The following is a 19,864-nucleotide window of genomic DNA, read 5'->3' as shown; positions in this document are numbered from 1 at the left end:
GCGAACACTGTGACCACTGCCAACACCGAGCCGGCCTCGGCACTGCCCAAGCTGGGCGAGGAACTGCTCTCGGTCCAGGGGCTGGTGAAGCACTTCCCGATCCGCAAGGGACTGCTGCAGCGGCAGTCCGGCGCGGTCCAGGCCGTCGACGGGCTCGACTTCTCGGTCCGCAAGGGCGAGACGCTGTCGCTGGTCGGCGAGTCCGGCTGCGGCAAGACCACCACGGGCCGGCTGCTCACCCGGCTGCTCGAGCCGACCGCCGGCAAGATCGTCTTCGAGGGCCACGACGTCACGCACCTGTCCGAGGGCAAGATGCGGCCGCTGCGGCGCGACATCCAGATGATCTTCCAGGACCCGTACGGCTCGCTGAACCCGCGGCACACGGTCGGCAAGATCGTCGGGGCGCCGTACCGGCTGCAGGGTGTGAAGCCCGAGGGCGGCGTCAAGAAGACCGTCCAGGAGCTGCTCGAGCTGGTCGGTCTGAGCCCGGAGCACTACAACCGGTATCCGCACGAGTTCTCCGGTGGTCAGCGGCAGCGGATCGGCATCGCCCGGACGCTGGCGCTGCGGCCCAAGCTGATCGTCGCCGACGAGCCGGTCTCGGCGCTGGACGTGTCGATCCAGGCGCAGGTGGTGAACCTGCTGGAGGACCTGCAGACCGAGTTCGACCTGACCTACGTGATGATCGCGCACGACCTGTCCGTGGTCCGGCACGTGTCGGACCGGGTCGCGGTGATGTACCTGGGCAAGATCGTCGAGCTGGCCGACCGCGTCAGCCTGTACGAGAAGCCGATGCACCCCTACACGCTGGCGCTGCTGTCGGCCGTGCCGATCCCGGACACCAAGCGCAAGACCCAGCGCGAGCGGATCCGGCTCCAGGGCGACGTCCCCAGCCCGATCAACCCGCCGCCGGCGTGCCGCTTCCACACCCGCTGCTGGAAGGCGCAGGACATCTGCAAGACCATCGCGCCCCCGCTGCTGGAGATCGCCCCCGGCCACCAGAGCGCCTGCCACTTCCCGGAGAACGCCACCGAGGAGCAGGCCGCCCGAGCCCTCAAGGCCGCCGAGCAGGTCGGCACCGCCGACGCCACCCGGGTCTGAGCGACCGCTTGCACCGACGTCTCGGCCGGGAACCCCGTGACTGGGGTTCCCGGCCGTTCGGCGTACCGGGGTCAGCGGGCGACGCGCTGCATGATCAGGACTGCGTCGGGGCCCAGGTGTGAGGTGAGGCGGCGCAGGCCGTGGTTGGTGCGGCGCTTCACCGCGGGGATCGAGCAGCCGAGGATGCTGGCTGCCTCGGACTCGGTGCGGGACTCGTAGTAGCGCAGGACCAGGACGTCGCGCTGCCGGGCCGGCAGGTTCTGCAGCTCGGTCCAGAGCCAGTGCCGAGCCGTCACGTCGTCGCGGTGCTTCACCGTGCCGTGCTGATCCACCTGCGTCATTTGATTCCCCTTGTCCCCCTGCGGACGCCGTCCGTCCGTGGTCTCCCGACAACAAGACGCTGTGGGACCTGCGATCGGTTGCATCCGTTCCGTGGATTTCTTTCCGGGTTTCCTGTCAATCGAGGACGAAGCCCACCGGGAGCTGGAACTCGGGCAGGTCGACCGGCGTGGGTGCGAAGCCGGCGCTGACGACCTGGCAGGTCAGCGTGCTGGTGGAGCATCTCAGCAGGTCGAGCCGCTCGTCGGTGCTCTTCTTGAAGCCGACGGCGTAGAAGGCGGCGTCGCCCTGCCACTGGGTCGGCACGATCAGGATGTAGCCGGGGAACTTCAGCGGCAGTTGGTTGCCGGTCCGCAGGTCGAACAGCCGGACCTCGTCGGCCATGTCGGTCATCAGGTACCGGGCATCGGGGGAGACGTTGGTGTCCCAGCCGGGGTAGACCTTCGCCGGGGGCCGCCGGAGATCGGTGCCGACGGCAATCTGGCTCATGTCGTCGGAGGCCCGGTGCACCTCCCAGGTGAACCGGCCCGCGTCCACGGAGTGCAACTTGTCCGGACCGGCCTGCGAATCGATCACCGTGCCGGTGCCGGTCGCGAGGTGCCAGCGGTAGATGGTGGTGCCGGTGGAGAAGTAGGCGAACCCGTCGTCGATCGCGGAGACCCGCGGCGCCTTGTCCTCGGGGGCGTTCGCGGTGCCTTCCGCCGTCCGGACGATCTCGCGGCGCGCGGCCACGTCGTACACGACGAACTCAGGGCGTTTCGCGCTGCTGTCCACCCACCCGACCAGGGTGCCGGCGTCGTCGACGGTGAGTCGCTGAGTGGTGTCGCCGGTGCCGATCTTCGTGGTCCGGCGGCCGTCGGCGACCTTCACCGTGCCGTCGGCGGTCACGTAGACGAACCCGGCGTCGGTCTGCACGAAGGTCGTGAGCTCGTCGTCACCGAGCTGGAGGGACTCCGAGCCGAAGTGGATCACGTCGCCCTCGGCGTACGTCGGACGCCGTTCGGTGAAGTTCATCGACTGCCCGGCCGGCTGGGACGGGTCGTCGTTCACGCGGACGGCCGTGACGCCGCCCGCCAGTACGGCGGCGCTCGCCGGTGCGCATCACCGCGTCCAGGTCGAGGGCCGGCTCGGTGACGTCGTCGGCGTGCTCGGTCAGGTCTGATCCGCGCGGTCTCCACCTCGGTCAGGTCCTCGTAGTAGCGCAGCACCAGCGCCGCGCGTTGCCGCGGCGGCAGGTGGGACAGCTCCTGCCAGAGCCAGACCCGCGCGGCGACGTCTTCGGTCGGCCCGGCCAGCGGCGGTACGTCGTCCCGCGGGCGCTCAGCGTGCCATGACTTGCGCCGCCACCAGCCGATCGCCGTACTGGTGATCGCTTTGCGGGTGTAGGCCTCGGCGTTCGCGGAGTCCCGCAGCCGGTGCCAGTTGACGTAGGTTTTGGTCAGCGCTTCCTGCACCAGGTCCTCGGCCAGTCCGCGTTCACCGGCCAGCAGATACGCGAACCGGAACAGTGCCCGGTGCCTGCTGACGGCGAACTGCTCGAACTCCCCGGTGTCACGTCCGGTCGCCATCTGTGTCCTCTCGCCCCGTCGGGACACCCAGCGCGTCCCCTTGTCACCCGCCCTGACGCGATGAGCGTTTCAAAAGGTTGTCCGAGTGTCGCAGTGGGTGACCCGGGACTCGCCGTTCGACAATGTCGAACGTACGGCGTTGTGCCGCCTCGCAATCGCTCCTACATTCCAGACCTCCGTGGTCGTCACGGGGTGGAAGGGAGACAGAGCATGGCTACGACTGAAGCCGTCAAGGCTAAGACCCTTCTGGGGGAGTGCTCCGCCGAACTGGCCGGCACGTTCATCCTGATCCTGTTCGGATGCGGTGTGGTGGCGCAGGTGGTCGCCGGCGGCGAGGGACTGGGTGACCACGACTCGATCGCCTGGGCCTGGGGCATCGGGGTGACCCTCGGCATCTACGTCGCGGGCCGGATGACCGGCGCGCACCTCAACCCGGCGGTGACGATCGCGCTGGCGGCGTTCCGCGGTTTCTCCTGGAAGAAGGTGCTGCCGTACTCGGTGGCCCAGTTGCTCGGTGCGTTTCTGGCGGCGCTGGTGGTCCGCTGGAACTACACCGAGGCGCTGAACAAGTTCGACCCGGGGCTGACGATCAAGAGCCAGGGCGTGTTCTCGACGCTGCCGGGCAACGGGAGCCTGGATCTCGGGGTCGGCATGTGGGGCGGTTTCCGCGACCAGATCATCGGGACCGCGATCCTGATGCTGGTCATCCTGGCGATCACCGACCTGCGCAACACCGCCCCGGCCGCCAACCTGGCGCCGTTCATCGTCGGCTTGCTGGTGGTCGGCATCGGGATGGCCTGGGGCACCAACGCCGGCTACGCGATCAACCCGGCGCGCGACTTCGGGCCGCGGCTGGCCTCGTTCTTCACCGGGTACGAGGGAGCGTTCAAGGATCAGTTCGGGGACATCTATTTCTGGGTGCCGATCGTGGCACCGATCATCGGCGCGCTGATCGGTGCGTTCCTGTACGACCTGCTGGTCGGGCGGAACCTGCCGATCGCGGACGACGACGAGGAGCCGGGCCGGATCCCCGAGGAGAACACCACCGCATGACATCGACCTGTGAGGAGAGGACCTTCCATGGCTGACTTCGTCGGCGCCGTCGACCAGGGCACCACGAGCACCCGCTTCATGATCTTCGACCATTCCGGCAACGAGGTGGGCAAGCACCAGCTGGAGCACTCGCAGATCCTGCCGCAGGCGGGCTGGGTCGAGCACAACCCGGTGGAGATTTGGGAGCGCACGAGCTCGGTGATCAGGACCGCCCTGAACGCCAACAACCTGCAGGCCAGCGATCTGGCGGCGCTCGGCATCACCAACCAGCGCGAGACGGCCGTGGTCTGGAACCGCAAGACCGGCCGCCCGTACTACAACGCGATCGTCTGGCAGGACACCCGGACGGACCGGATCGCGTCGGCGCTGGAGCGTGAGGGCAAGGGCGACGTGATCCGGCAGAAGGCCGGGCTGCCGCCGGCGACGTACTTCTCGGCCGGCAAGGTGCAGTGGATCCTGGAGAACGTCGACGGGGTCCGCGAGGCCGCCGAGGCCGGTGACGCCGTGTTCGGCAACACCGACACCTGGCTGCTGTGGCACCTCACCGGCGGCGTCGACGGCGGGGTTCACGTCACCGACGTCACCAACGCCAGCCGCACGATGCTGATGAACCTGGAGACGCTCGACTGGGACGACGAGCTGATCTCGTTCTTCAACATCCCCCGGCAGATGCTGCCGGAGATCCGGCCGTCGTCGGACCCCAACAAGTACGGCGAAACGCTGGCGAACGGCCCACTCGGCGGCGTCGTCCCGCTCACCGGTGACCTCGGCGACCAGCAGGCCGCGACCGTCGGCCAGGTCTGCTTCAACCCGGGCGAGGCCAAGAACACCTACGGCACCGGCAACTTCATGCTGCTGAACACCGGCACCGAGCTGGTCCGCTCGAAGGCGGGGCTGCTCAGCACGATGGCCTACAAGTTCGGCGACGAGGCACCGGTCTACGCGCTGGAGGGCTCGATCGCCGTCACCGGGTCGGCCGTGCAGTGGCTGCGCGACCAGCTCGGCATCATCTCCGGCGCGAGCGAGACCGAGACGCTGGCCCGGCAGGTCCAGGACAACGGCGGCGTGTACTTCGTCCCGGCGTTCTCCGGCCTGTTCGCGCCGTACTGGCGCTCCGACGCGCGCGGCGCGATCGTCGGGCTGTCCCGGTTCAACACCAACGCCCACCTGGCCCGAGCAACACTGGAAGCGATCTGCTACCAGAGCAAGGACGTCGCCGACGCGATGGAGAAGGACTCCGGGGTGAAGCTCGAGGTCCTCAAGGTCGACGGTGGGGTGACGGCGAACGAGCTGTGCATGCAGATGCAGGCCGACATCCTCGGCGTACCGGTGAGCAAGCCGGTCGTCGCGGAGACGACGGCGCTCGGCGCGGCGTACGCGGCGGGGCTGGCGGTCGGGTTCTGGAACAACACCGACGAGCTGGTGCAGAACTGGAACGAGGACAAGCGCTGGACACCGCAGTGGAACGACGAGCAGCGCGCCGACGGATACAAGGGCTGGGAGAAGGCGGTCCAGCGCACGCTCGACTGGGTCGACGTCGACTAGCAGCAAGAAGCAGTCAGCAGTAGAGAGACAACCGGAAGGAACAGCACAGTGGCTGTAGTGGCTCTGTCCCCGCAAGCGAGGTCGGAGGCCATCGACGCGATGGCGGACGGCCGCGAACTGGACGTCCTGGTGATCGGTGGCGGGGTGGTCGGCACCGGGTCGGCCCTGGACGCCGCGACCCGGGGCCTGACCACCGGCCTGCTGGAGGCGCGGGACTTCGCCAGCGGCACCTCCAGCAGGTCCAGCAAGCTGGTGCACGGCGGCTTGCGGTACCTGGAGATGCTCGACTTCCGGCTGGTGCACGAGGCGTTGCAGGAGCGCGGGCTGCTCCTGCAACGCCTCGCACCTCACCTGGTCAAGCCGGTGCCGTTCCTCTACCCGCTGCAGCACCGCTGGTGGGAGCGGATCTACGCCGGCGCCGGCGTCGCCCTGTACGACGCGATGGCGGTCAGCTCGGGCCTCGGCGCGGGCCTGCCGATCCACCGGCACCTGACCCGGCGCGGCGCGATGCGGCTGGTGCCGAGCCTGAAGAAGTCGGCCCTGGTCGGCGCGTTGCAGTACTACGACGCCCAGGTCGACGACGCCCGGCACACGATGGAGCTGGCCCGCACCGCGGCGTCGTACGGCGCTCATGTCGCGAACCGGGTGAAGGTGACCGGGTTCCTGCGCCAGGGCGAGCGGGTCACCGGCGTCCAGGCCAAGGACCTGGAGAGCGGCCGCGAGTTCGAGGTCCGGGCCAAGCAGGTGGTGAACGCGACCGGGGTGTGGACCGACGACACCCAGGCGATGGTCGGCGAGCGCGGGCAATACCACGTGCGCGCGTCGAAGGGCATCCACCTGGTCGTGCCGAAGGACCGGATCCAGTCCAGCACCGGGATGATCCTGCGGACCGAGAAGTCCGTGCTGTTCGTGATCCCGTGGGGCCGGCACTGGCTGATCGGCACCACCGACACCGACTGGAACCTGGACAAGGCCCACCCGGCCGCGACCAGCAAGGACATCGAGTACCTGCTCGAGCACGTGAACTCGGTGCTGACCACGCCGCTGACCCGCGAGGACGTCGAGGGCGTGTACGCCGGGCTCCGGCCGCTGCTGGCGGGGGAGTCGGAGAGCACGTCGAAGCTGTCCCGCGAGCACGTCGTCGCGCACGCGGCGCCGGGTCTCGTGGTGGTTGCCGGTGGCAAGTACACGACGTACCGGGTGATGGCCAAGGACGCCATCGACGCGGTGGCGAACGCGCTCGACGGCCGGGTGCCGAAGTGCACGACCAAAACGATCCCGCTGGTCGGCGCGGACGGCTACCCGGCGCTGTGGAACCAGCGGCACCTGATCGCGCGGCAGTCCGGGCTGCACGTGGCCCGGATCGAGCACCTGCTCAACCGGTACGGCGCGCTGATCCACGAGGTGCTCCAGCTGGTCGAAGAGGACCCGTCGCTGGGTGAGCAGTTGCCGGGCACGCAGGACTACCTGAAGGCCGAGGTCGTCTACGCGGCCCGGTCCGAGGGCGCGCGGCACCTGGACGACGTACTGGCTCGGCGGACCCGGATCTCGATCGAGGCCTGGGACCGCGGCGTCGGTGCGGCGGACGCCGCGGCCCGGTTGATGGCGCCGGTGCTCGGCTGGGACGAGGCGACGATCGAGCGGGAGGTCTCGTTCTACCAGCGCCGGGTCCAGTCCGAGCGCGACTCCCAGGACCAGCCGGACGACGAGTCGGCCGACAAGGTCCGGCTGGAAGCGCCGGACATCGTCTCGCCGGTCTGATGTCCTGGCCCGGAGCACCTCCGTGGGGGTGCTCCGGGTTCTCGGACGTTCTGGCGGTCGGGCGTTCTAGCGGTCGACGAACGTGCCGCCGAGTTCCTCGATCCGCCGCACCGCGTACGCCGGATCGACGAGTGATTCCGGGGTGTGCAGACCGGGAGCGACCGGATCACCACCGCTGAGCCCGAGCAGTCGTTCGACCCCGAGCGCGAGGCCGAGTGCGGTCAAGGGGCGCTGGCCCTCGGGGTGAACCAGGTAACGGTTCCTGGTCAGCGGATTGCCCGCTTGGTCGGACCCTTCGAGCTCGATCCGGACCTCGACCGACGCGCGCCCACCGGTACGCCGTCCCGCGGACTCGCCGATCGCCATGTCGAAGCGCACGTCGGCGGCCCCGGTCGCCAGCGCCAGACTCGTGACGTCGAGGATGGCGATGCTCTGGCCGGGATGCGCCGTGCCGTCGAGGCTGACCACGTCCGCCTCGACGTCCGCTCCGGCGATCCAGGTGAAGCGGCCGCTGCGGCGTACCAGGCCTGCGGTCGTCGCAGTGGACCAGCGCTCCAGGTCGGCGTTGCCGGCCGGGCCACCGGTGTCCAGCTCGTCCAGGATCGCGCCGGCCCGGATGCGGTCGACGCGGCCGAACTCCTGTGCCGACGCAAGGGCCGCCAGTACGGCGGTGCCGGCGCACCAGTGACTGGCGACCAGGACCGGTGACGCGGTCGGCCGTTGAGCCACCGCGACGAGCTCCGGCGAGGTGTCGACGAGCGCGCTGGAGATGCTCGTGTAGGGGACACCGCGATCCTGCGCGTACTGCAAGCCGTTGTGGTGGGCGTCCCACAAGGTGGCGACGACGGCCGAGTGGCGCCGGTCGGTCGGCAGGCCGAGATCGCGGCGGCTCAGGTCGGTCGTCACAGCGGTGGCTCCGCCGAGCTCGTCGGCGACCTTCTGCGCGCGGCCGAGATCGCGGCCGGCGATCGTCAGCGGCAGGTCCGGGTGCCAGCGGCGAAGCAGTGCGGCCGTGTCGGCTCCCGCCTGACCGGTTCCGCCCAGCATCAGTACTGCGTCCATCAGGATCTCCTTAGCTACATTGTGTAGGTTACGTTTTGTAGCATAGAGTCGGGGTGGTGGACAAGGGAGGGACATGGCGGTCCGGTTGACCAAGCAGGCCAGGCGTGAGCAACTGCTCGACGCCGCGACGACGATCGTCCGTACGCAGGGCGCCGACGGGCTGACGCTCGTCACGCTCGCGGAGGCCGCGGGGGTCAGCCGGCCGATCGTCTACGACCATTTCGGCACCCGGTCCGGCCTGCTGATCGAGCTCTACCGGCAGCTCGACGAGCGGTACAGGACCGCGATCAGTGCTGCGGTACAAGAGGCGCCGCCGACGATCGACGAGGTTGCGCGAGTGATCAGCGCGGCCTATTTCGCCTGTGCCGCGGACATGCCGGAGCTCACCGCGATCTCGGCCGCGCTGAAGGGCAGCCCGGAGATGGAGTCCGTGCAGCACGAGTTGCTGGGCGGCTACGTCGACCTGATGGCCGCCGCGCTGTCGCCGTACTCCGAGCTCGCGCCCGCGGCGCTGCGCCTGCGCTGCGTCGGCATCCTGGGTGCGGCCGACGCGATCGCGCGCGAGAACGCGCCTGCGGCCAAGGCGGTCCCGGCCCTCGCGGCGCTGATCGCCGGCGGGATCTAGCCGGCGACGACGGTGCCCGCCGAGCGGCGGTGGCGAGTTCTCGCCGGGTCGGACGATGCTGAAGGCAACCAAATGGTCAGCTGCTGTTTTCCTGCCGGGTTAGGGTTTTCGGCATGGACATGGTCGCACTGGCGGAGGCCGCCGAACGAGAGTTGATGCTCAAGCTGGACGAGATCGGCGCGCCGGTGCGGGACCGGATGGGGATCGCGGTCCGCCGGCTCAGCGGCGGGGTCGTGGTGTCGGCCAGCAACGACCCGTCGGGGTTCTGGTCCAAGGCACAAGGCTTCGGGTTCAGCGAACCGCTGACCGAGAAGGTGATCGCCGAGGCAATCGGCTTCTACCGGTCCGAGGGCACGCCGAGCGCGAACTTCCACCTTCCCGACCAGGTGCTGCCGCCGGACTGGCCGGACATCGCCGCGGCGTACGGGCTGACCCGGGGCGACGTGCTGGTCAAGACACTGCGTGACGACCGTCCGGTCGCGCCGGCCCCGACGACGTTGCGCGTCGGCCCGGTCGGCGACGCCGGCCTGGCGGCCTGGGCGGCGGTGCAGATCGAGGCGTTCGAGTTCGACGACCCGGACGGCCGGATGGCCGAGATGCTTGCCTCGGTCAACGACATCGAGGCGATCACCGCGTACGGCGCCTGGGACGGCGACCTACTGGTCGCGACCGGCGCGCTGTTCGTCGACGGCGAGGCCGGTGAGCTGGTCAGCGGCGCCACCCGGCCGCGGTACCGGGGTCGCGGGGCCCAGTCCGCGCTGGTCGCGCGGCGGGTGCGGGACGGCCTGGCGGCGGGCTGCCGATGGTTCCTGTCGGAGACCGGCAAGCCCGCGCCGGGGCAGCACAATCCGTCGCTGGACAACCTGCGCCGGGCCGGCTTCGAGGTGATCTACGACCGCCCGATCTGGACCTGGAAAGCCTGAACCGAATCGTTTGGCCGACCGGCATAGTGTCGGGTCGGAACATCGTCACGGGGTTGTGGCCAGGAGGGTCGAATGGATCGGATCGCCGAGCTGATCGAGGCAGCGGAGGCGGAGGCGGTGTGGGGCTACGAGAACTCGGCGCCGCCCGCGGTGGCGGAGTCGCTCGGGCTGGCGAGCCGCCGGATCGCCGGCGGGGTCGTGCTGGCGATGCCCGGCGACGTGACGAACTACTGGAGCAAGGCGCTCGGCTTCGGCTTCGAGTCGCCGGTGACGCTCGAGCTGGTCGAGCAGATCATCGACTTCTACCGCGCCCACGGCGTCCGGCAGGCGACGCTGCAGTTCGCGCCGTCGGTGCTGCCCGCCGACTGGGAGGCGATCCGCGAGAAGACCGGTCTGAGCGCCGGTGGTACCTGGCTGAAGCTGGCCCGCCTGGCCGGGCTGGTCGAGTCCGCCGACACCGATCTGCGGATCGGCCAGGTCGAGCCCGAGCAGGCGGAGGAGTGGGCGACGACGCTGACCCGCGGTTTCGGGATGCCGGTCGACAAGATCGTGCCGATGGTCACCGGCGTCTCGGCCGGCCCGGCTTCACGGCGTACGCGGCGTGGGACGGGGACACGATGGTCGGAGCTGCGTCGCTGTCGATGCACGAGCAGGTGGCATCGTTCGCGGGCGCGGCCGTGCTGCCGGCGTACCGGGGCCGGGGCGCGCAGTCGGCGTTGCTCGCGGCGCGGGCGCGTCAGGCCGCGGCCGACGGCGCGAAGTGGCTCAGCGCCGAGACCGGAAAGCCGGACGACGGCGGGCAGAACTCCTCGCTGAACAACATGCTGCGGACCGGCTTCGAGATCCGCTACGCCCGGAAGAACTGGATCTGGCGCGCTGAGGACTGACCTACTGCTCCGGCCGGATCCACCCGAACGTGCGCTGGACCGCCGCCTGCCAGTTGGCGTACTCGGTGGCCCGGCGCTCCGGGTCCATGTTGGGCAGCCACTGGCCGGCCCGGTGCCAGTTGCTGCGCAGTCCTTCGAGATCCGGCCAGTAGCCGACCGCCAGGCCCGCGGCGTACGCGGCGCCGAGCGAGACCGTCTCGGTCACCATCGGCCGGACCACGCGGACGTCGAGCAGGTCGGCGAGGAACTGCATCAGCAGGTTGTTCGCGGTCATGCCGCCGTCGACCTTGAGCGCCTTCAGCGCGATGCCGGAGTCGGCGTTCATCGCGTCGACCACCTCGAGGGTCTGGAAGCCGGTCGCCTCCAGCACCGCGCGGGCCAGATGGCCCTTGGTGATGTACGACGTGAGCCCGGCGATCACGCCGCGTGCCTCGCTGCGCCAGTGCGGCGCGAACAGGCCGGAGAAGGCCGGCACGATGTACGCTCCGCCGTTGTCCTCGACGGTCCTGGCCAGCGTCTCGATCTCGGCGGCGGTGTGGATCAGGCCGAGCCCGTCGCGGAACCACTGGACCAGCGAGCCGGTGACCGCCATCGAGCCCTCCAGCGCGTACGCCGCGGGCTGGTCGCCGATCTGGTACGCGACCGTGGTCAGCATGCCGTGCGTCGACCGGACGATCTCCTTGCCGGTGTTGAGCAAAAGGAACGAGCCGGTGCCGTAGGTGCACTTCGCCTCGCCCGGACTGAAGCACGTCTGCCCGAACAGCGCCGCCTGCTGATCACCCAGCGCCGCCCCGATCCGTACGCCGGGCAGCACCGTCGTCGCGGTCCCGAACACTCCCGACGAAGGCCGGATCTCCGGCAGCACCGCCGCCGGTACGTCGAACGCCGCGAGCAACTGATCGTCCCACTCCAGCGTCTCGATGTTCATCAGCATCGTGCGGCTGGCGTTGGTCACGTCGGTGACGTGCAGACCACCTGTCCCGTCGGCGCCGCGGGTGAAGTTCCAGATCAGCCAGCTCTCCATCGTGCCGAACAGGACCTCGCCGCGCTCGGCGCGGGCTCGCAGGCCGGGGGTGTGGTCGAGCATCCAGCGCAGGCGGGGCGCGGAGAAGTAGGTGGTCAGCGGCAGGCCGCAGAGATCCTGGAACCGGTCCGCGCCCTGGTCGCCGGCCAGTTCGGTGATCAGGCGGTCGGTGCGGGTGTCCTGCCAGACGACGGCGTGCCCGATCGGCTGTCCGGTCCGGCGGTCCCACAACAGACTGGTCTCGCGCTGATTGGTGATGCCGATGGCAACGATCTGGCCGGGGTCGGCGCCGATCTGCCGCACGGCCGCGGGGACGACGCGGGTGACGTTGCGCCAGATCTCCGCGGCGTCGTGCTCGACCCAGCCGGGCTTGGGGAAGTACTGCCTGTGCTCGCGCTGGGCCACCGAGACGAGCCGGCCCCGCCGGTCGAACAGGATGCACCGCGTCGAGTTCGTGCCTTGGTCGACGGCCGCGACGTACTGCTCGGCCATCAGCGGTCTCTCCGGACGCCGGTCATCGGTCGTCCCGCAGGTCGCGGCCGATGGCTTCGGCGGTGGCCCGGACCATCGTGACCAGGTCGGTGCGGTGACGCAGGCGGGAGTCGCAGATCCGCTCGATCCGCCCGGTCAGGCCGACCGCTCCGACGACGAGACCGCCGAGGCCGCGGATCGGGGCTGCGATGCCGGCCAGCTCGACGGTGTGTTCCTCGAACTCACCGGCCCAGCCCTTGGCCCGGACCGCGGCCAGTTCGTCGGCCAGCCGCGTGGGGTCCACGATGGTGCGGGTGGTGAAGGCCTCGAGGGCCTTCGGCTTCGAGGCACCACTGGTGTCGAACGCGAGCACCGCCTTGCCGAGCGCGCACGCGTGCGGCGGCAGCGTCGTACCGACGTCGAGGTCCTGGTCGCTGTCGTCCGGCCGGAAGACGTGGTGCACGACGACCACCTTGCCCTCGACCAGCCGGCCGACTCGGACCACCTCACCACTGCGCGAGGCCAGCGAGTCGGCCCAGTTGATCGCTCGGCTGCGCAGCTCGTTCGGATCGAGATAGGTCTCGCCGAGGCGCCCGAAGGCGTCGCTCAGCCGGTAGTGCGCGCCGGATCGGTCCTGCTCGACGAAGCCGACCTGATGCAGCGTCCGGACGATCCCGTGCACAGTCGCCTTCGCCAGCCCCAGGGCGTTGCCGAGGTCGGCGACGCCCAGGCCGTTCGGCGCGGCGGCGAGCAGGCGCAGCACTGCGGCAGCTCGCTCGATCGACTGGACACTGCCCGGCACACCGGCAGGCTACCGGTGATCACCGCTCAACGGAGGACCTCAGCACTACTCCGTCGCGATCGCCCGCAACACGTCCAGCCGCGCTGCCCGCTGTGACGGCCAGATCGCAGCCAGTACGCCGACCGCCGCAGCGATCACCACGGCCCCGACCAGCTGCAGCACCGGTACGTCGAGCACGCTCAACCCGTCGTCGACCATCACGTGCTGCACCGCCACTCCGGCCAGCACGCCGACGAGCAGTCCCAGGACGGCACCGAACACCGCGATCGCGACGGCTTCGACCTGCAGCATCCGCCGCAGCTGCGGGCGGTCCATCCCGATCGCGCGCAGCAGTCCGATCTCCCGGGTCCGCTCGACCACGCCGAGCGCGAGCGTGTTGACGATCCCGAGCAGCGCGATCAGTACGGCGAACCCGAGCAGCGCCCCGACCACGCCGAGCACACCGTTGATCGGGCCACGCTCGGCCGCGGCGTACGCCTGCTGGTCGCGGACCGCCACGGACGGGTAGTCCTGGATGGCGCCGAGTACCGCCTGCCGGGCCGTCGCGAGATCGGTGCCGTCGGCAACCTCGAGGTAGAGCGTCGCGTCGATCTGACCGCCGCCCAGCTCCGTGAACCGCGGCAGGCTGGTGACGACGGCGTCGAGCTGATGGTTGGGCTCGATGATCGCGCCGACGGTCAGCCGGTGCTTGCCGGTGGTCGTGGTCAGGTCGAAGGTCTTGCCGACCGCCAGTTCGAGCTGGTTCGCGAGGTTGCGGGGGAGTGCTACCTGGCCTTGGGCGAGGCTGCCGAGTTCGCCGTTCGTCACCTCCACCGTGATCGGGCCGTCCAGCGTCCGGTCGGAGACCCCGGCCAGAGTGACCCGCTGATCGCCGACCTCACCGGCCGACTGCCGAACGCGATGCACCGCCGAGATCCCCGGCACGTTGGCCAACCGGTCGCCGACAGCGGTGCTGAACGGGCGGCCGCCGTCCCCGGTCACGACCAGCTCCGACGTACCGATCGCATCGGCGATGCCCCGGTCGACGGAAGCCTTGGCCGAGGCGGCGATCGTCACCAGCCCGCTGACCAGGGCGAGCGAGATCATCAACGCGGACGCCGTGGCCGCTGTCCGGCGGGGATTGCGCTCGGCGTTGCGCCGGCCGAGCACGATCGGGGCCTGGCGACCGAGCGGCGACATCAGCGCGCGGACGGCGTACCGGCTGAGGACGGGCAGGGTCATCACGAGCCCGAGCAGGATCAACGCCGTGGCCAGGCCGACCAGGATCGCGGCGGGAAGTCCGTTGGCCGTCAGGGCGATCAGGAACATCAAAACCGCCATCAGCAGCAGGAAGCCGCCGAGCAGGATCCGGACGAGCAGACTGCGCTCCGGCACGGTGGTGTCGGCCCGCAGCGCGACCACCGGCGGGAGCTTGCCCGCGCGACGGGCCGCCGGGTACGCCGCAGCCGCGGTGATCCCGACGCCGAGCACGTACGACGCGATGATCGTGGCGGCGCTGACCTGCAGGGTCGCCGACGGGATCGCGAGGTCGAGCCGCTGGTACAGGTACTGGATGAGGCCTGCGACACCGATGCCGAGCAGGAGCCCGAGGGTGGATCCGACCACGCCGATCACGAGTGCCTCGGCGAGGACCGTGCGGGTGACTTGGCCGCGGGACGCGCCGACCGCGCGGAGCAGCGCCAGTTCGCGGCTGCGTTGAGCGACGACCATCGCGAACGTGTTGACGATCAGGAACGTGCCGACGAACAGGGCCAGGCCGGCGAAGAGCAGGAGGGCGGCGGTGAGACCGCCGAAGGTGTCGTCCAGGGCGCTCTCGCCGTCGGCCGACACCTGCGCCGCCGTGCGGACCTGGACGGTGTCGCCGATCGCGGTCTGGATCGCGCGGCTGACGGCGTCCGGGTTCTGACCGGGCTGCAGGGCGACGGCGATCGACGTCCAGCCGGGCTCGCCGAGCAGGAGGAGCTGAGCCGAGGCGCCGTCGAAGGAGACCAGCGGTGCGCCGGCCGACGTACCGGACCGGCCGGGGGTGGTGAAGCCGGTGAGGGTCGCGGTGACGGCACGAACCGGGGTGACGACCTTGACCTTCTGGCCGAGCTCGTAGCCCTCGCGGTCGGCCGTGTTGCGGTCGAGGGTCAGCTGCTCGGTGCCCCACGGCGCCGAACCCGCGACGAGCTTGAACGGCGCGGTCCGGTCGTCGTGCGGCCAGCTCGCGCCGAACGTCGCCAGGCTGTAGGTGTCGATCGGCCGGCCGTCCTTGGCCAGGATCTCGATGTCCGGGACCAGCAGTTGGCCGTCGGTCGCGGCGACGCCGGGAACGGCGGCGATGCGGTTGGCGACGTCGCTCGACAGCGTCGGCGGGCGGTTCGGCGTACCGGACAGGGGGGAGAGCGGGGTGACGGTGATGTCGGCGGTGGCGGCGGCGAAGTTCTTCTTCAGGGCGGCCGACAACGTGTCGCTGAAAACCATGGCGCCGCTGACGAAACCGATGCCGAGCAGCACGGCGACCGTGCAGAGCACGAAACGCAGCCGGTGCGCGAGCACCGACCGGAAGCCGAGCTTGAGCATCAGCCGGCCTGGGCGCTGCTGCTGTCGAGCCGCTTCATCGTGTCGAGCACGGACTCGGCCGTCGGGTCGGCGAGTTCCTCGTGCAGACGGCCGTCGGCCAGGAACAGCACGCGGTCGGCGTACGCGGCGGCGGTCGGGTCGTGCGTCACCATCACCACCGTCTGGCCGAACTCCCGCACCGATCGATGCAAGAATCCGAGCACGTCGGCCGAGGCGCGGGAGTCCAGGTTGCCGGTCGGTTCGTCGGCGAACACGACGTGCGGGCGGGACACCAGCGCCCGGGCACAGGCCACGCGCTGCTGCTGCCCGCCGGACAGCTCGGCCGGCTTGTGGTGCAGGCGATCCTTCAGGCCGACGGTCTGTACGACGACGTCGAGCCAGGCCTGGTCGGGCTTGCGATTGGCCAGGTCGAGCGGGAGCGTGATGTTCTCCAGCGCGGTCAGCGTCGGCACCAGGTTGAACGCCTGGAACACGAAGCCGATCCGGTCCCGGCGCAGGTGCGTGAGCGCCTTCTCGTCCAGCCGGGTCAGGTCGACGTCGCCGAGCAAGACCTGCCCGCTGGTCGGCCGGTCGAGCCCGGCCAGGCAGTGCAGCAGCGTCGACTTGCCGGAGCCGGACGGCCCCATGATCGCGGTGAACCGTCCCTGCCCGAACTCGACGCTGACGTCGGCCAGCGCGTCGATCCGGGTCGGGCCGGAGCCGTAGCTCCGGCCGAGCCCGAACGTCGTGATCGCAGCAGCCTGCTGGACGGGTGGTGCGGTCATGGGAGGAACGCTAACGTGCGAAGGTTCCTCAGGCGTCGATGACGACCGGGATGACGACCGGGCGCCGGCGCCAGTGGCGGTACGTCCAGTTGCCGACCGCGCGGCCGACCAGCTGCTCGAGCTGGCTCGCGTCGCCGATCGCCTCGGACGCCGCCTTCGCGAGCGTCTCCTCGATCACCGGGATCACCGGCTTGAACGTGGTGTCGTCGTGCACGAACCCGCGGGCCAGGAAGTCCGGCGCCTCGGCCAGCTTGCCGGTGTTCGCGTCGACCAGCAGGACGACGGTGACGACGCCCTCCTCGCCGAGCGTGCGGCGGTCCTTGAGATTGGCCTCGGTGACCCCGCCGACCGTCATCGCGTCGACGTACACGTAGCCGGCCTCGACCTTGCCGGTGATCTTGGCGCGGCCCTTGTGCAGGTCGACCACCACGCCGTCCTCGGCGATGATCACCCGGTCGGCCGGTACGCCGGTGCTGACGGCCAGCGCCGCGTTCGCCTTCAGATGCCGGAACTCGCCGTGCACCGGCATCACGTTGCGCGGCTCGACCAGGTTGTAGCAGTAGACGAGCTCGCCGGCGCTGGCGTGGCCGGAGACGTGCACCTTGGCGTTGCCCTTGTGCACGACGTTCGCGCCCCAGCGGATCAGGCCGTTGATCAGCCCGTAGATCGCGTTCTCGTTGCCCGGGATCAGCGAGCTGGCCATCAGGACGGTGTCGCCCTCGCCGATCCGGATCATGTGGTCACGGTTGGCCATCCGGGCCAGCGCGGCCATCGGCTCGCCCTGCGATCCGGTGCAGACCAGCGTGACCTTGCGGTCCGGCAGCTGCTCGAGCTCCTTCAGGTCGACGATCAGGCCCTTCGGCACGTTCAGGTAGCCCAGGTCGCGGGCGATGCCCATGTTGCGCACCATCGAACGCCCCACGAACGCCACCTTGCGGCCGCCCGCCTTCGCCGCGTCCAGCACCTGCTGGATCCGGTGCACGTGGCTGGCGAAGCTGGACACGATGATCCGGCCGGGCGCGGTCCGGAAGACCTGGTCGATCGCCGGGCCGAGGTCCTTCTCGGCGGTGGTGAAGCCCGGGACGTCGGCGTTGGTCGAGTCGGTCAGGAACAGGTCGACGCCCTCCTCACCGAGCCGGGCGAAGCCCCGCAGGTCGGTGAGCCGGCGGTCCAGCGGGAACTGGTCCATCTTGAAGTCGCCGGTGTGCAGCACCAGGCCGGCCTGGGTCCGGATCGCGACCGCGAGACCGTCCGGGATCGAGTGGTTGACCGCGAGGAACTCGCACTCGAACGGGCCGAACCGCCGCTTCTCGTCCTCCTTGACCTCAACGGTCACCGGTTTGATCCGGTGCTCCTTGAGCTTGGAGGTGATGAAGGCCAGGGTCAGCTTCGAGCCGACCACGGGGATGTCGCCGCGCTCCTTCAGCAGGTACGGCACCCCGCCGATGTGGTCCTCGTGCCCGTGGGTCAGCACGATCGCCTCGATCTTGTCCAGCCGGTCCCGGATCCAGCTGAAGTCGGGCAGGATCACGTCGACGCCGGGCTGGTGCTCCTCGGGGAACAACACACCGCAGTCGACCACCAGCAACTTGCCACGGTGCTCGAACACGGTCATGTTCCGGCCGATCTCACCCAGCCCGCCCAGAGCGACCACGCGCAGTGCGTCGTCGGGAAGGCGGGGCGGTTGACCGAGATCGGGATGCGGATGACTCATAGCCTCGACGTTATCCGAGGCGGCCGACACCCCGTGGCACCGACCTCACTTATCGGGGTGTGACCAGCACCTCAGAACAAACTCCGGCGGTACGCCGGAGCCCCACCGGCCTCAGCCGTCGACGCCCACCAGGTCCACGCCGGCCGACTCCTCGGCGACCTCTTCCACCGATCGGTTCGGCAGCGGCGGTGGGGTGCCGCCCCAGGCAGGGCACAACGCCTTGTGGTCGCACCACTCGCACAGCGGTCCGGGGCTGGGACGCCAGTCGCCGGACTCCAGCGCCCGCGTGATCGCGCTCCACAGGGCCGCGATCTTGCGCTCACAGGCGCGCAGATCGGCTTCGTCGGGCACGTAGCGGACGATCTCGCCGTTGCCGAGGTAGACGAGCTGGAGCATCGACGGCACGACGCCGCGCAGCCGCCACAGCACCAGCGCGTAGAACTTCATCTGGAACAGCGCCTTGGCCTCGAAGAACTCCGACGGCGATCGGCCGGTCTTGTAGTCGACGACCCGGATCTCGCCGGTCGGCGCGACGTCGAGGCGGTCGACGTACCCGCGCAGCGTGAGGCCGGACTCGAGCTCGGTCTCGACGTACAGCTCGCGCTCTGCGGGCTCCAGCGCGTTGGGGTCTTCGAGGGTGAAGTACTTGCCGAGCAGCTTGTGTCCCTCGGCCAGCCACGCGGCCAGCTCCTCGCCCTCGGCGTCGTCCGCGAACAGCTCGGCGACCTCGGGCTCGGCCTCGAGGATGCGCTGCCACTGCGGCTCGAGCATCTGGGCCGCCTGCTCCAGCGTGCGCTCGCCGCGCGGCAGGTCGTACAAGCGCTCCAGTACGGCGTGCACGACGGTGCCGCGGACAGCTGCCGCAGACGGCTTCTCCGGCAGCCGGTCGACGACGCGGAAGCGGTACTTCAAAGGGCAGCTCATGAAGTCGGCGGCGCGGGAAGGCGACAGGGCTCCCCGCGGGTGGCCGTGCACCTCGACTGCGGCTGCAACGCTCATACCGGAAACCCTAGGTGAGACCACCGACACTGCGGACGGCCGACGCCGTCCCTGTGGACAACGTCGCTCAGCTTCCGGCCCCGGTCGGCCTCGGCGCCGGAGTCTCGGTCGGGGCCGGCGTCAACCTCGGAGCAGGTGTGGCGGTCGGTGTCGGTACGGCCTTCGGATCGATCAGCACCAGTTCGACGTCCCACTGCCCCTCGCAGGCCGCACGCCGGACGAGGGCCTGGCCGGCCGCGTAGTTCCCCGAGGTGAAGAACACCTCGGCCTCGAAGCCCTCGTTGTCCATGCCCGCGGGCCGGTAGCCGGCGGCGGTGACCGCGTCCTGGATGAGCACGGTGACCTCGTCGATCGGCTTGCTGGTGACCGCCCGGACCGTCAGGTGCCCTTGGGTCTTCTCGACACCGGTCACCGTCCCGACCTCGGTGAGGGAGAGCCCGGCAGGCATCAGCGCGGTCTGCGTCGCCGGCGCTGCTTGCGGCGGCGGGCACCCTTCGGCGGCCGGACTCGAACACCCCAGCAGGACGACGCCGACGGCCACCACGACTGCCCTCAGTGCCCGTTCGGCCATGGCAGCCACTCTAGGAGGTCAGGTTCATTTGCACCGAACGCTGGTGGAACCAGCCCACTGCCGGTTACGGTGACGCCCACCGTGGCGTGT

At 70.1% G+C, this 19,864-nt stretch carries 19 protein-coding genes; 7 read left to right on the top strand and 12 right to left on the bottom strand.

Going from position 1 to position 19,864, the window contains the following annotated elements:
- Nucleotides 1–9: 9 nt before the first annotated feature.
- Nucleotides 10–1,101 (top strand): ABC transporter ATP-binding protein, encoded by a 1,092-nt coding sequence (locus BWI15_RS09955; protein WP_077014049.1) that lies wholly within the window; start codon nt 10–12, stop codon nt 1,099–1,101.
- Nucleotides 1,102–1,172: 71 nt separating this feature from the next.
- On the opposite strand, the gene BWI15_RS09950 is transcribed toward BWI15_RS09955, so the two are convergent.
- The 3 genes from BWI15_RS09950 to BWI15_RS09940 all read right to left on the bottom strand — a co-directional run bounded on the left by BWI15_RS09950 (nt 1,173) and on the right by BWI15_RS09940 (nt 3,008).
- Nucleotides 1,173–1,442: an RNA polymerase sigma factor gene (locus tag BWI15_RS09950; protein ID WP_077014048.1), complete on the bottom strand. Its 270-nt coding sequence runs from the start codon at nt 1,440–1,442 to the stop codon at nt 1,173–1,175.
- Between the two features lie 115 nt (nt 1,443–1,557).
- Complete coding sequence (locus BWI15_RS09945; RefSeq protein WP_077014047.1) at nt 1,558–2,490, bottom strand: hypothetical protein; 933 nt, start codon at nt 2,488–2,490, stop codon at nt 1,558–1,560.
- On the bottom strand, nt 2,487–3,008 hold the full coding sequence (locus BWI15_RS09940) for a sigma-70 family RNA polymerase sigma factor (protein ID WP_083750653.1): 522 nt from the start codon (nt 3,006–3,008) through the stop codon (nt 2,487–2,489). The genes BWI15_RS09945 and BWI15_RS09940 overlap by 4 nt, the downstream gene beginning before the upstream one ends.
- Before the next feature lie 210 nt (nt 3,009–3,218).
- Between BWI15_RS09940 and BWI15_RS09935 the strand changes: the two genes are divergently transcribed.
- The 3 genes from BWI15_RS09935 to BWI15_RS09925 are packed head-to-tail and all read left to right on the top strand — an operon-like array spanning nt 3,219 to nt 7,367.
- The gene (locus tag BWI15_RS09935) at nt 3,219–4,061 is read left to right on the top strand and encodes an MIP/aquaporin family protein (RefSeq protein WP_077014046.1); all 843 of its coding nucleotides are present in this window, start codon (nt 3,219–3,221) and stop codon (nt 4,059–4,061) included.
- A gap of 27 nt (nt 4,062–4,088) precedes the next feature.
- On the top strand, nt 4,089–5,606 hold the full coding sequence (gene glpK / locus BWI15_RS09930; protein ID WP_077014045.1) for a glycerol kinase GlpK: 1,518 nt from the start codon (nt 4,089–4,091) through the stop codon (nt 5,604–5,606).
- Nucleotides 5,607–5,654: 48 nt separating this feature from the next.
- Nucleotides 5,655–7,367, top strand: coding sequence for a glycerol-3-phosphate dehydrogenase/oxidase (locus tag BWI15_RS09925; protein WP_237771214.1), 1,713 nt, complete (start codon nt 5,655–5,657; stop codon nt 7,365–7,367).
- 66 nt (nt 7,368–7,433) lie between these two features.
- Here BWI15_RS09925 and BWI15_RS09920 read toward each other — a convergent pair whose 3' ends face one another.
- On the bottom strand, nt 7,434–8,429 hold the full coding sequence (locus tag BWI15_RS09920) for a saccharopine dehydrogenase (RefSeq protein WP_077014044.1): 996 nt from the start codon (nt 8,427–8,429) through the stop codon (nt 7,434–7,436).
- 73 nt (nt 8,430–8,502) lie between these two features.
- Between BWI15_RS09920 and BWI15_RS09915 the strand changes: the two genes are divergently transcribed.
- Together BWI15_RS09915 and BWI15_RS09910 are read left to right on the top strand one after the other, a co-directional pair.
- Nucleotides 8,503–9,054 (top strand): TetR/AcrR family transcriptional regulator, encoded by a 552-nt coding sequence (locus BWI15_RS09915; RefSeq protein WP_077014043.1) that lies wholly within the window; start codon nt 8,503–8,505, stop codon nt 9,052–9,054.
- A gap of 113 nt (nt 9,055–9,167) precedes the next feature.
- On the top strand, nt 9,168–9,977 hold the full coding sequence (locus tag BWI15_RS09910) for a hypothetical protein (protein ID WP_077014042.1): 810 nt from the start codon (nt 9,168–9,170) through the stop codon (nt 9,975–9,977).
- Nucleotides 9,978–10,279: 302 nt separating this feature from the next.
- Here the strand turns inward: BWI15_RS09910 and BWI15_RS40020 are convergent, their stop codons facing one another.
- Entirely contained in the window at nt 10,280–10,540 is a 261-nt protein-coding gene (locus tag BWI15_RS40020) for a hypothetical protein (RefSeq protein ID WP_237771213.1), read from the bottom strand.
- Between the two features lie 54 nt (nt 10,541–10,594).
- Here BWI15_RS40020 and BWI15_RS40015 point away from each other — a divergent pair, with 54 nt between their 5' ends.
- The gene (locus BWI15_RS40015; protein WP_237771212.1) at nt 10,595–10,864 is read left to right on the top strand and encodes a GNAT family N-acetyltransferase; all 270 of its coding nucleotides are present in this window, start codon (nt 10,595–10,597) and stop codon (nt 10,862–10,864) included.
- A 1-nt stretch (nt 10,865) separates the two neighbouring features.
- Here the strand turns inward: BWI15_RS40015 and glpK (BWI15_RS09900) are convergent, their stop codons facing one another.
- From glpK (BWI15_RS09900) to BWI15_RS09870, 7 genes are all read right to left on the bottom strand, one after another.
- Nucleotides 10,866–12,380, bottom strand: coding sequence for a glycerol kinase GlpK (gene glpK, locus BWI15_RS09900; protein ID WP_077014041.1), 1,515 nt, complete (start codon nt 12,378–12,380; stop codon nt 10,866–10,868).
- Nucleotides 12,381–12,402: 22 nt separating this feature from the next.
- Entirely contained in the window at nt 12,403–13,161 is a 759-nt protein-coding gene (locus tag BWI15_RS09895) for an IclR family transcriptional regulator (RefSeq protein WP_077014040.1), read from the bottom strand.
- A 45-nt stretch (nt 13,162–13,206) separates the two neighbouring features.
- Nucleotides 13,207–15,726, bottom strand: a complete 2,520-nt coding sequence (locus BWI15_RS09890; RefSeq protein WP_077014039.1) for an ABC transporter permease — start codon at nt 15,724–15,726, stop codon at nt 13,207–13,209.
- Nucleotides 15,726–16,490 (bottom strand): ABC transporter ATP-binding protein, encoded by a 765-nt coding sequence (locus tag BWI15_RS09885; RefSeq protein ID WP_077014038.1) that lies wholly within the window; start codon nt 16,488–16,490, stop codon nt 15,726–15,728. The genes BWI15_RS09890 and BWI15_RS09885 overlap by 1 nt, the downstream gene beginning before the upstream one ends.
- Nucleotides 16,491–16,518: 28 nt before the next feature.
- Nucleotides 16,519–18,204, bottom strand: a complete 1,686-nt coding sequence (locus BWI15_RS09880; protein WP_077014037.1) for a ribonuclease J — start codon at nt 18,202–18,204, stop codon at nt 16,519–16,521.
- Between the two features lie 111 nt (nt 18,205–18,315).
- A complete protein-coding gene (locus BWI15_RS09875; protein WP_077014036.1) occupies nt 18,316–19,203 on the bottom strand; it encodes a RecB family exonuclease in 888 nt (295 codons plus the stop codon).
- Nucleotides 19,204–19,270: 67 nt separating this feature from the next.
- A complete protein-coding gene (locus BWI15_RS09870) occupies nt 19,271–19,774 on the bottom strand; it encodes a hypothetical protein (protein ID WP_077014035.1) in 504 nt (167 codons plus the stop codon).
- Between the last annotated feature and the right edge of the window lie 90 nt (nt 19,775–19,864).

The sequence above is a fragment of the Kribbella sp. ALI-6-A genome (genome assembly GCF_001984195.1).
Classification (GTDB): Bacteria; Actinomycetota; Actinomycetes; order Propionibacteriales; family Kribbellaceae; genus Kribbella.
The sequence above is the reverse complement of the archived record's forward strand: the minus strand, read 5'-3'. Positions and strand labels throughout refer to the sequence as shown.

Bases quoted from the DNA above. Each gene is read 5' to 3' on its own strand.
- BWI15_RS09950 (WP_077014048.1), bottom strand. From the start codon at position 1,442: ATGACGCAGGTGGATCAGCACGGCACGGTGAAGCACCGCGACGACGTG.
- BWI15_RS09940 (WP_083750653.1), bottom strand. From the start codon at position 3,008: ATGGCGACCGGACGTGACACCGGGGAGTTCGAGCAGTTCGCCGTCAGC.
- BWI15_RS09935 (WP_077014046.1), top strand. From the start codon at position 3,219: ATGGCTACGACTGAAGCCGTCAAGGCTAAGACCCTTCTGGGGGAGTGC.
- glpK (WP_077014045.1), top strand. From the start codon at position 4,089: ATGGCTGACTTCGTCGGCGCCGTCGACCAGGGCACCACGAGCACCCGC.
- BWI15_RS09920 (WP_077014044.1), bottom strand. From the start codon at position 8,429: ATGGACGCAGTACTGATGCTGGGCGGAACCGGTCAGGCGGGAGCCGAC.
- BWI15_RS09915 (WP_077014043.1), top strand. From the start codon at position 8,503: ATGGCGGTCCGGTTGACCAAGCAGGCCAGGCGTGAGCAACTGCTCGAC.
- BWI15_RS09910 (WP_077014042.1), top strand. From the start codon at position 9,168: ATGGACATGGTCGCACTGGCGGAGGCCGCCGAACGAGAGTTGATGCTC.
- BWI15_RS40015 (WP_237771212.1), top strand. From the start codon at position 10,595: ATGGTCGGAGCTGCGTCGCTGTCGATGCACGAGCAGGTGGCATCGTTC.
- glpK (WP_077014041.1), bottom strand. From the start codon at position 12,380: ATGGCCGAGCAGTACGTCGCGGCCGTCGACCAAGGCACGAACTCGACG.
- BWI15_RS09890 (WP_077014039.1), bottom strand. From the start codon at position 15,726: ATGCTCAAGCTCGGCTTCCGGTCGGTGCTCGCGCACCGGCTGCGTTTC.
- BWI15_RS09885 (WP_077014038.1), bottom strand. From the start codon at position 16,490: ATGACCGCACCACCCGTCCAGCAGGCTGCTGCGATCACGACGTTCGGG.
- BWI15_RS09880 (WP_077014037.1), bottom strand. From the start codon at position 18,204: ATGAGTCATCCGCATCCCGATCTCGGTCAACCGCCCCGCCTTCCCGAC.
- BWI15_RS09875 (WP_077014036.1), bottom strand. From the start codon at position 19,203: ATGAGCGTTGCAGCCGCAGTCGAGGTGCACGGCCACCCGCGGGGAGCC.
- BWI15_RS09870 (WP_077014035.1), bottom strand. From the start codon at position 19,774: ATGGCCGAACGGGCACTGAGGGCAGTCGTGGTGGCCGTCGGCGTCGTC.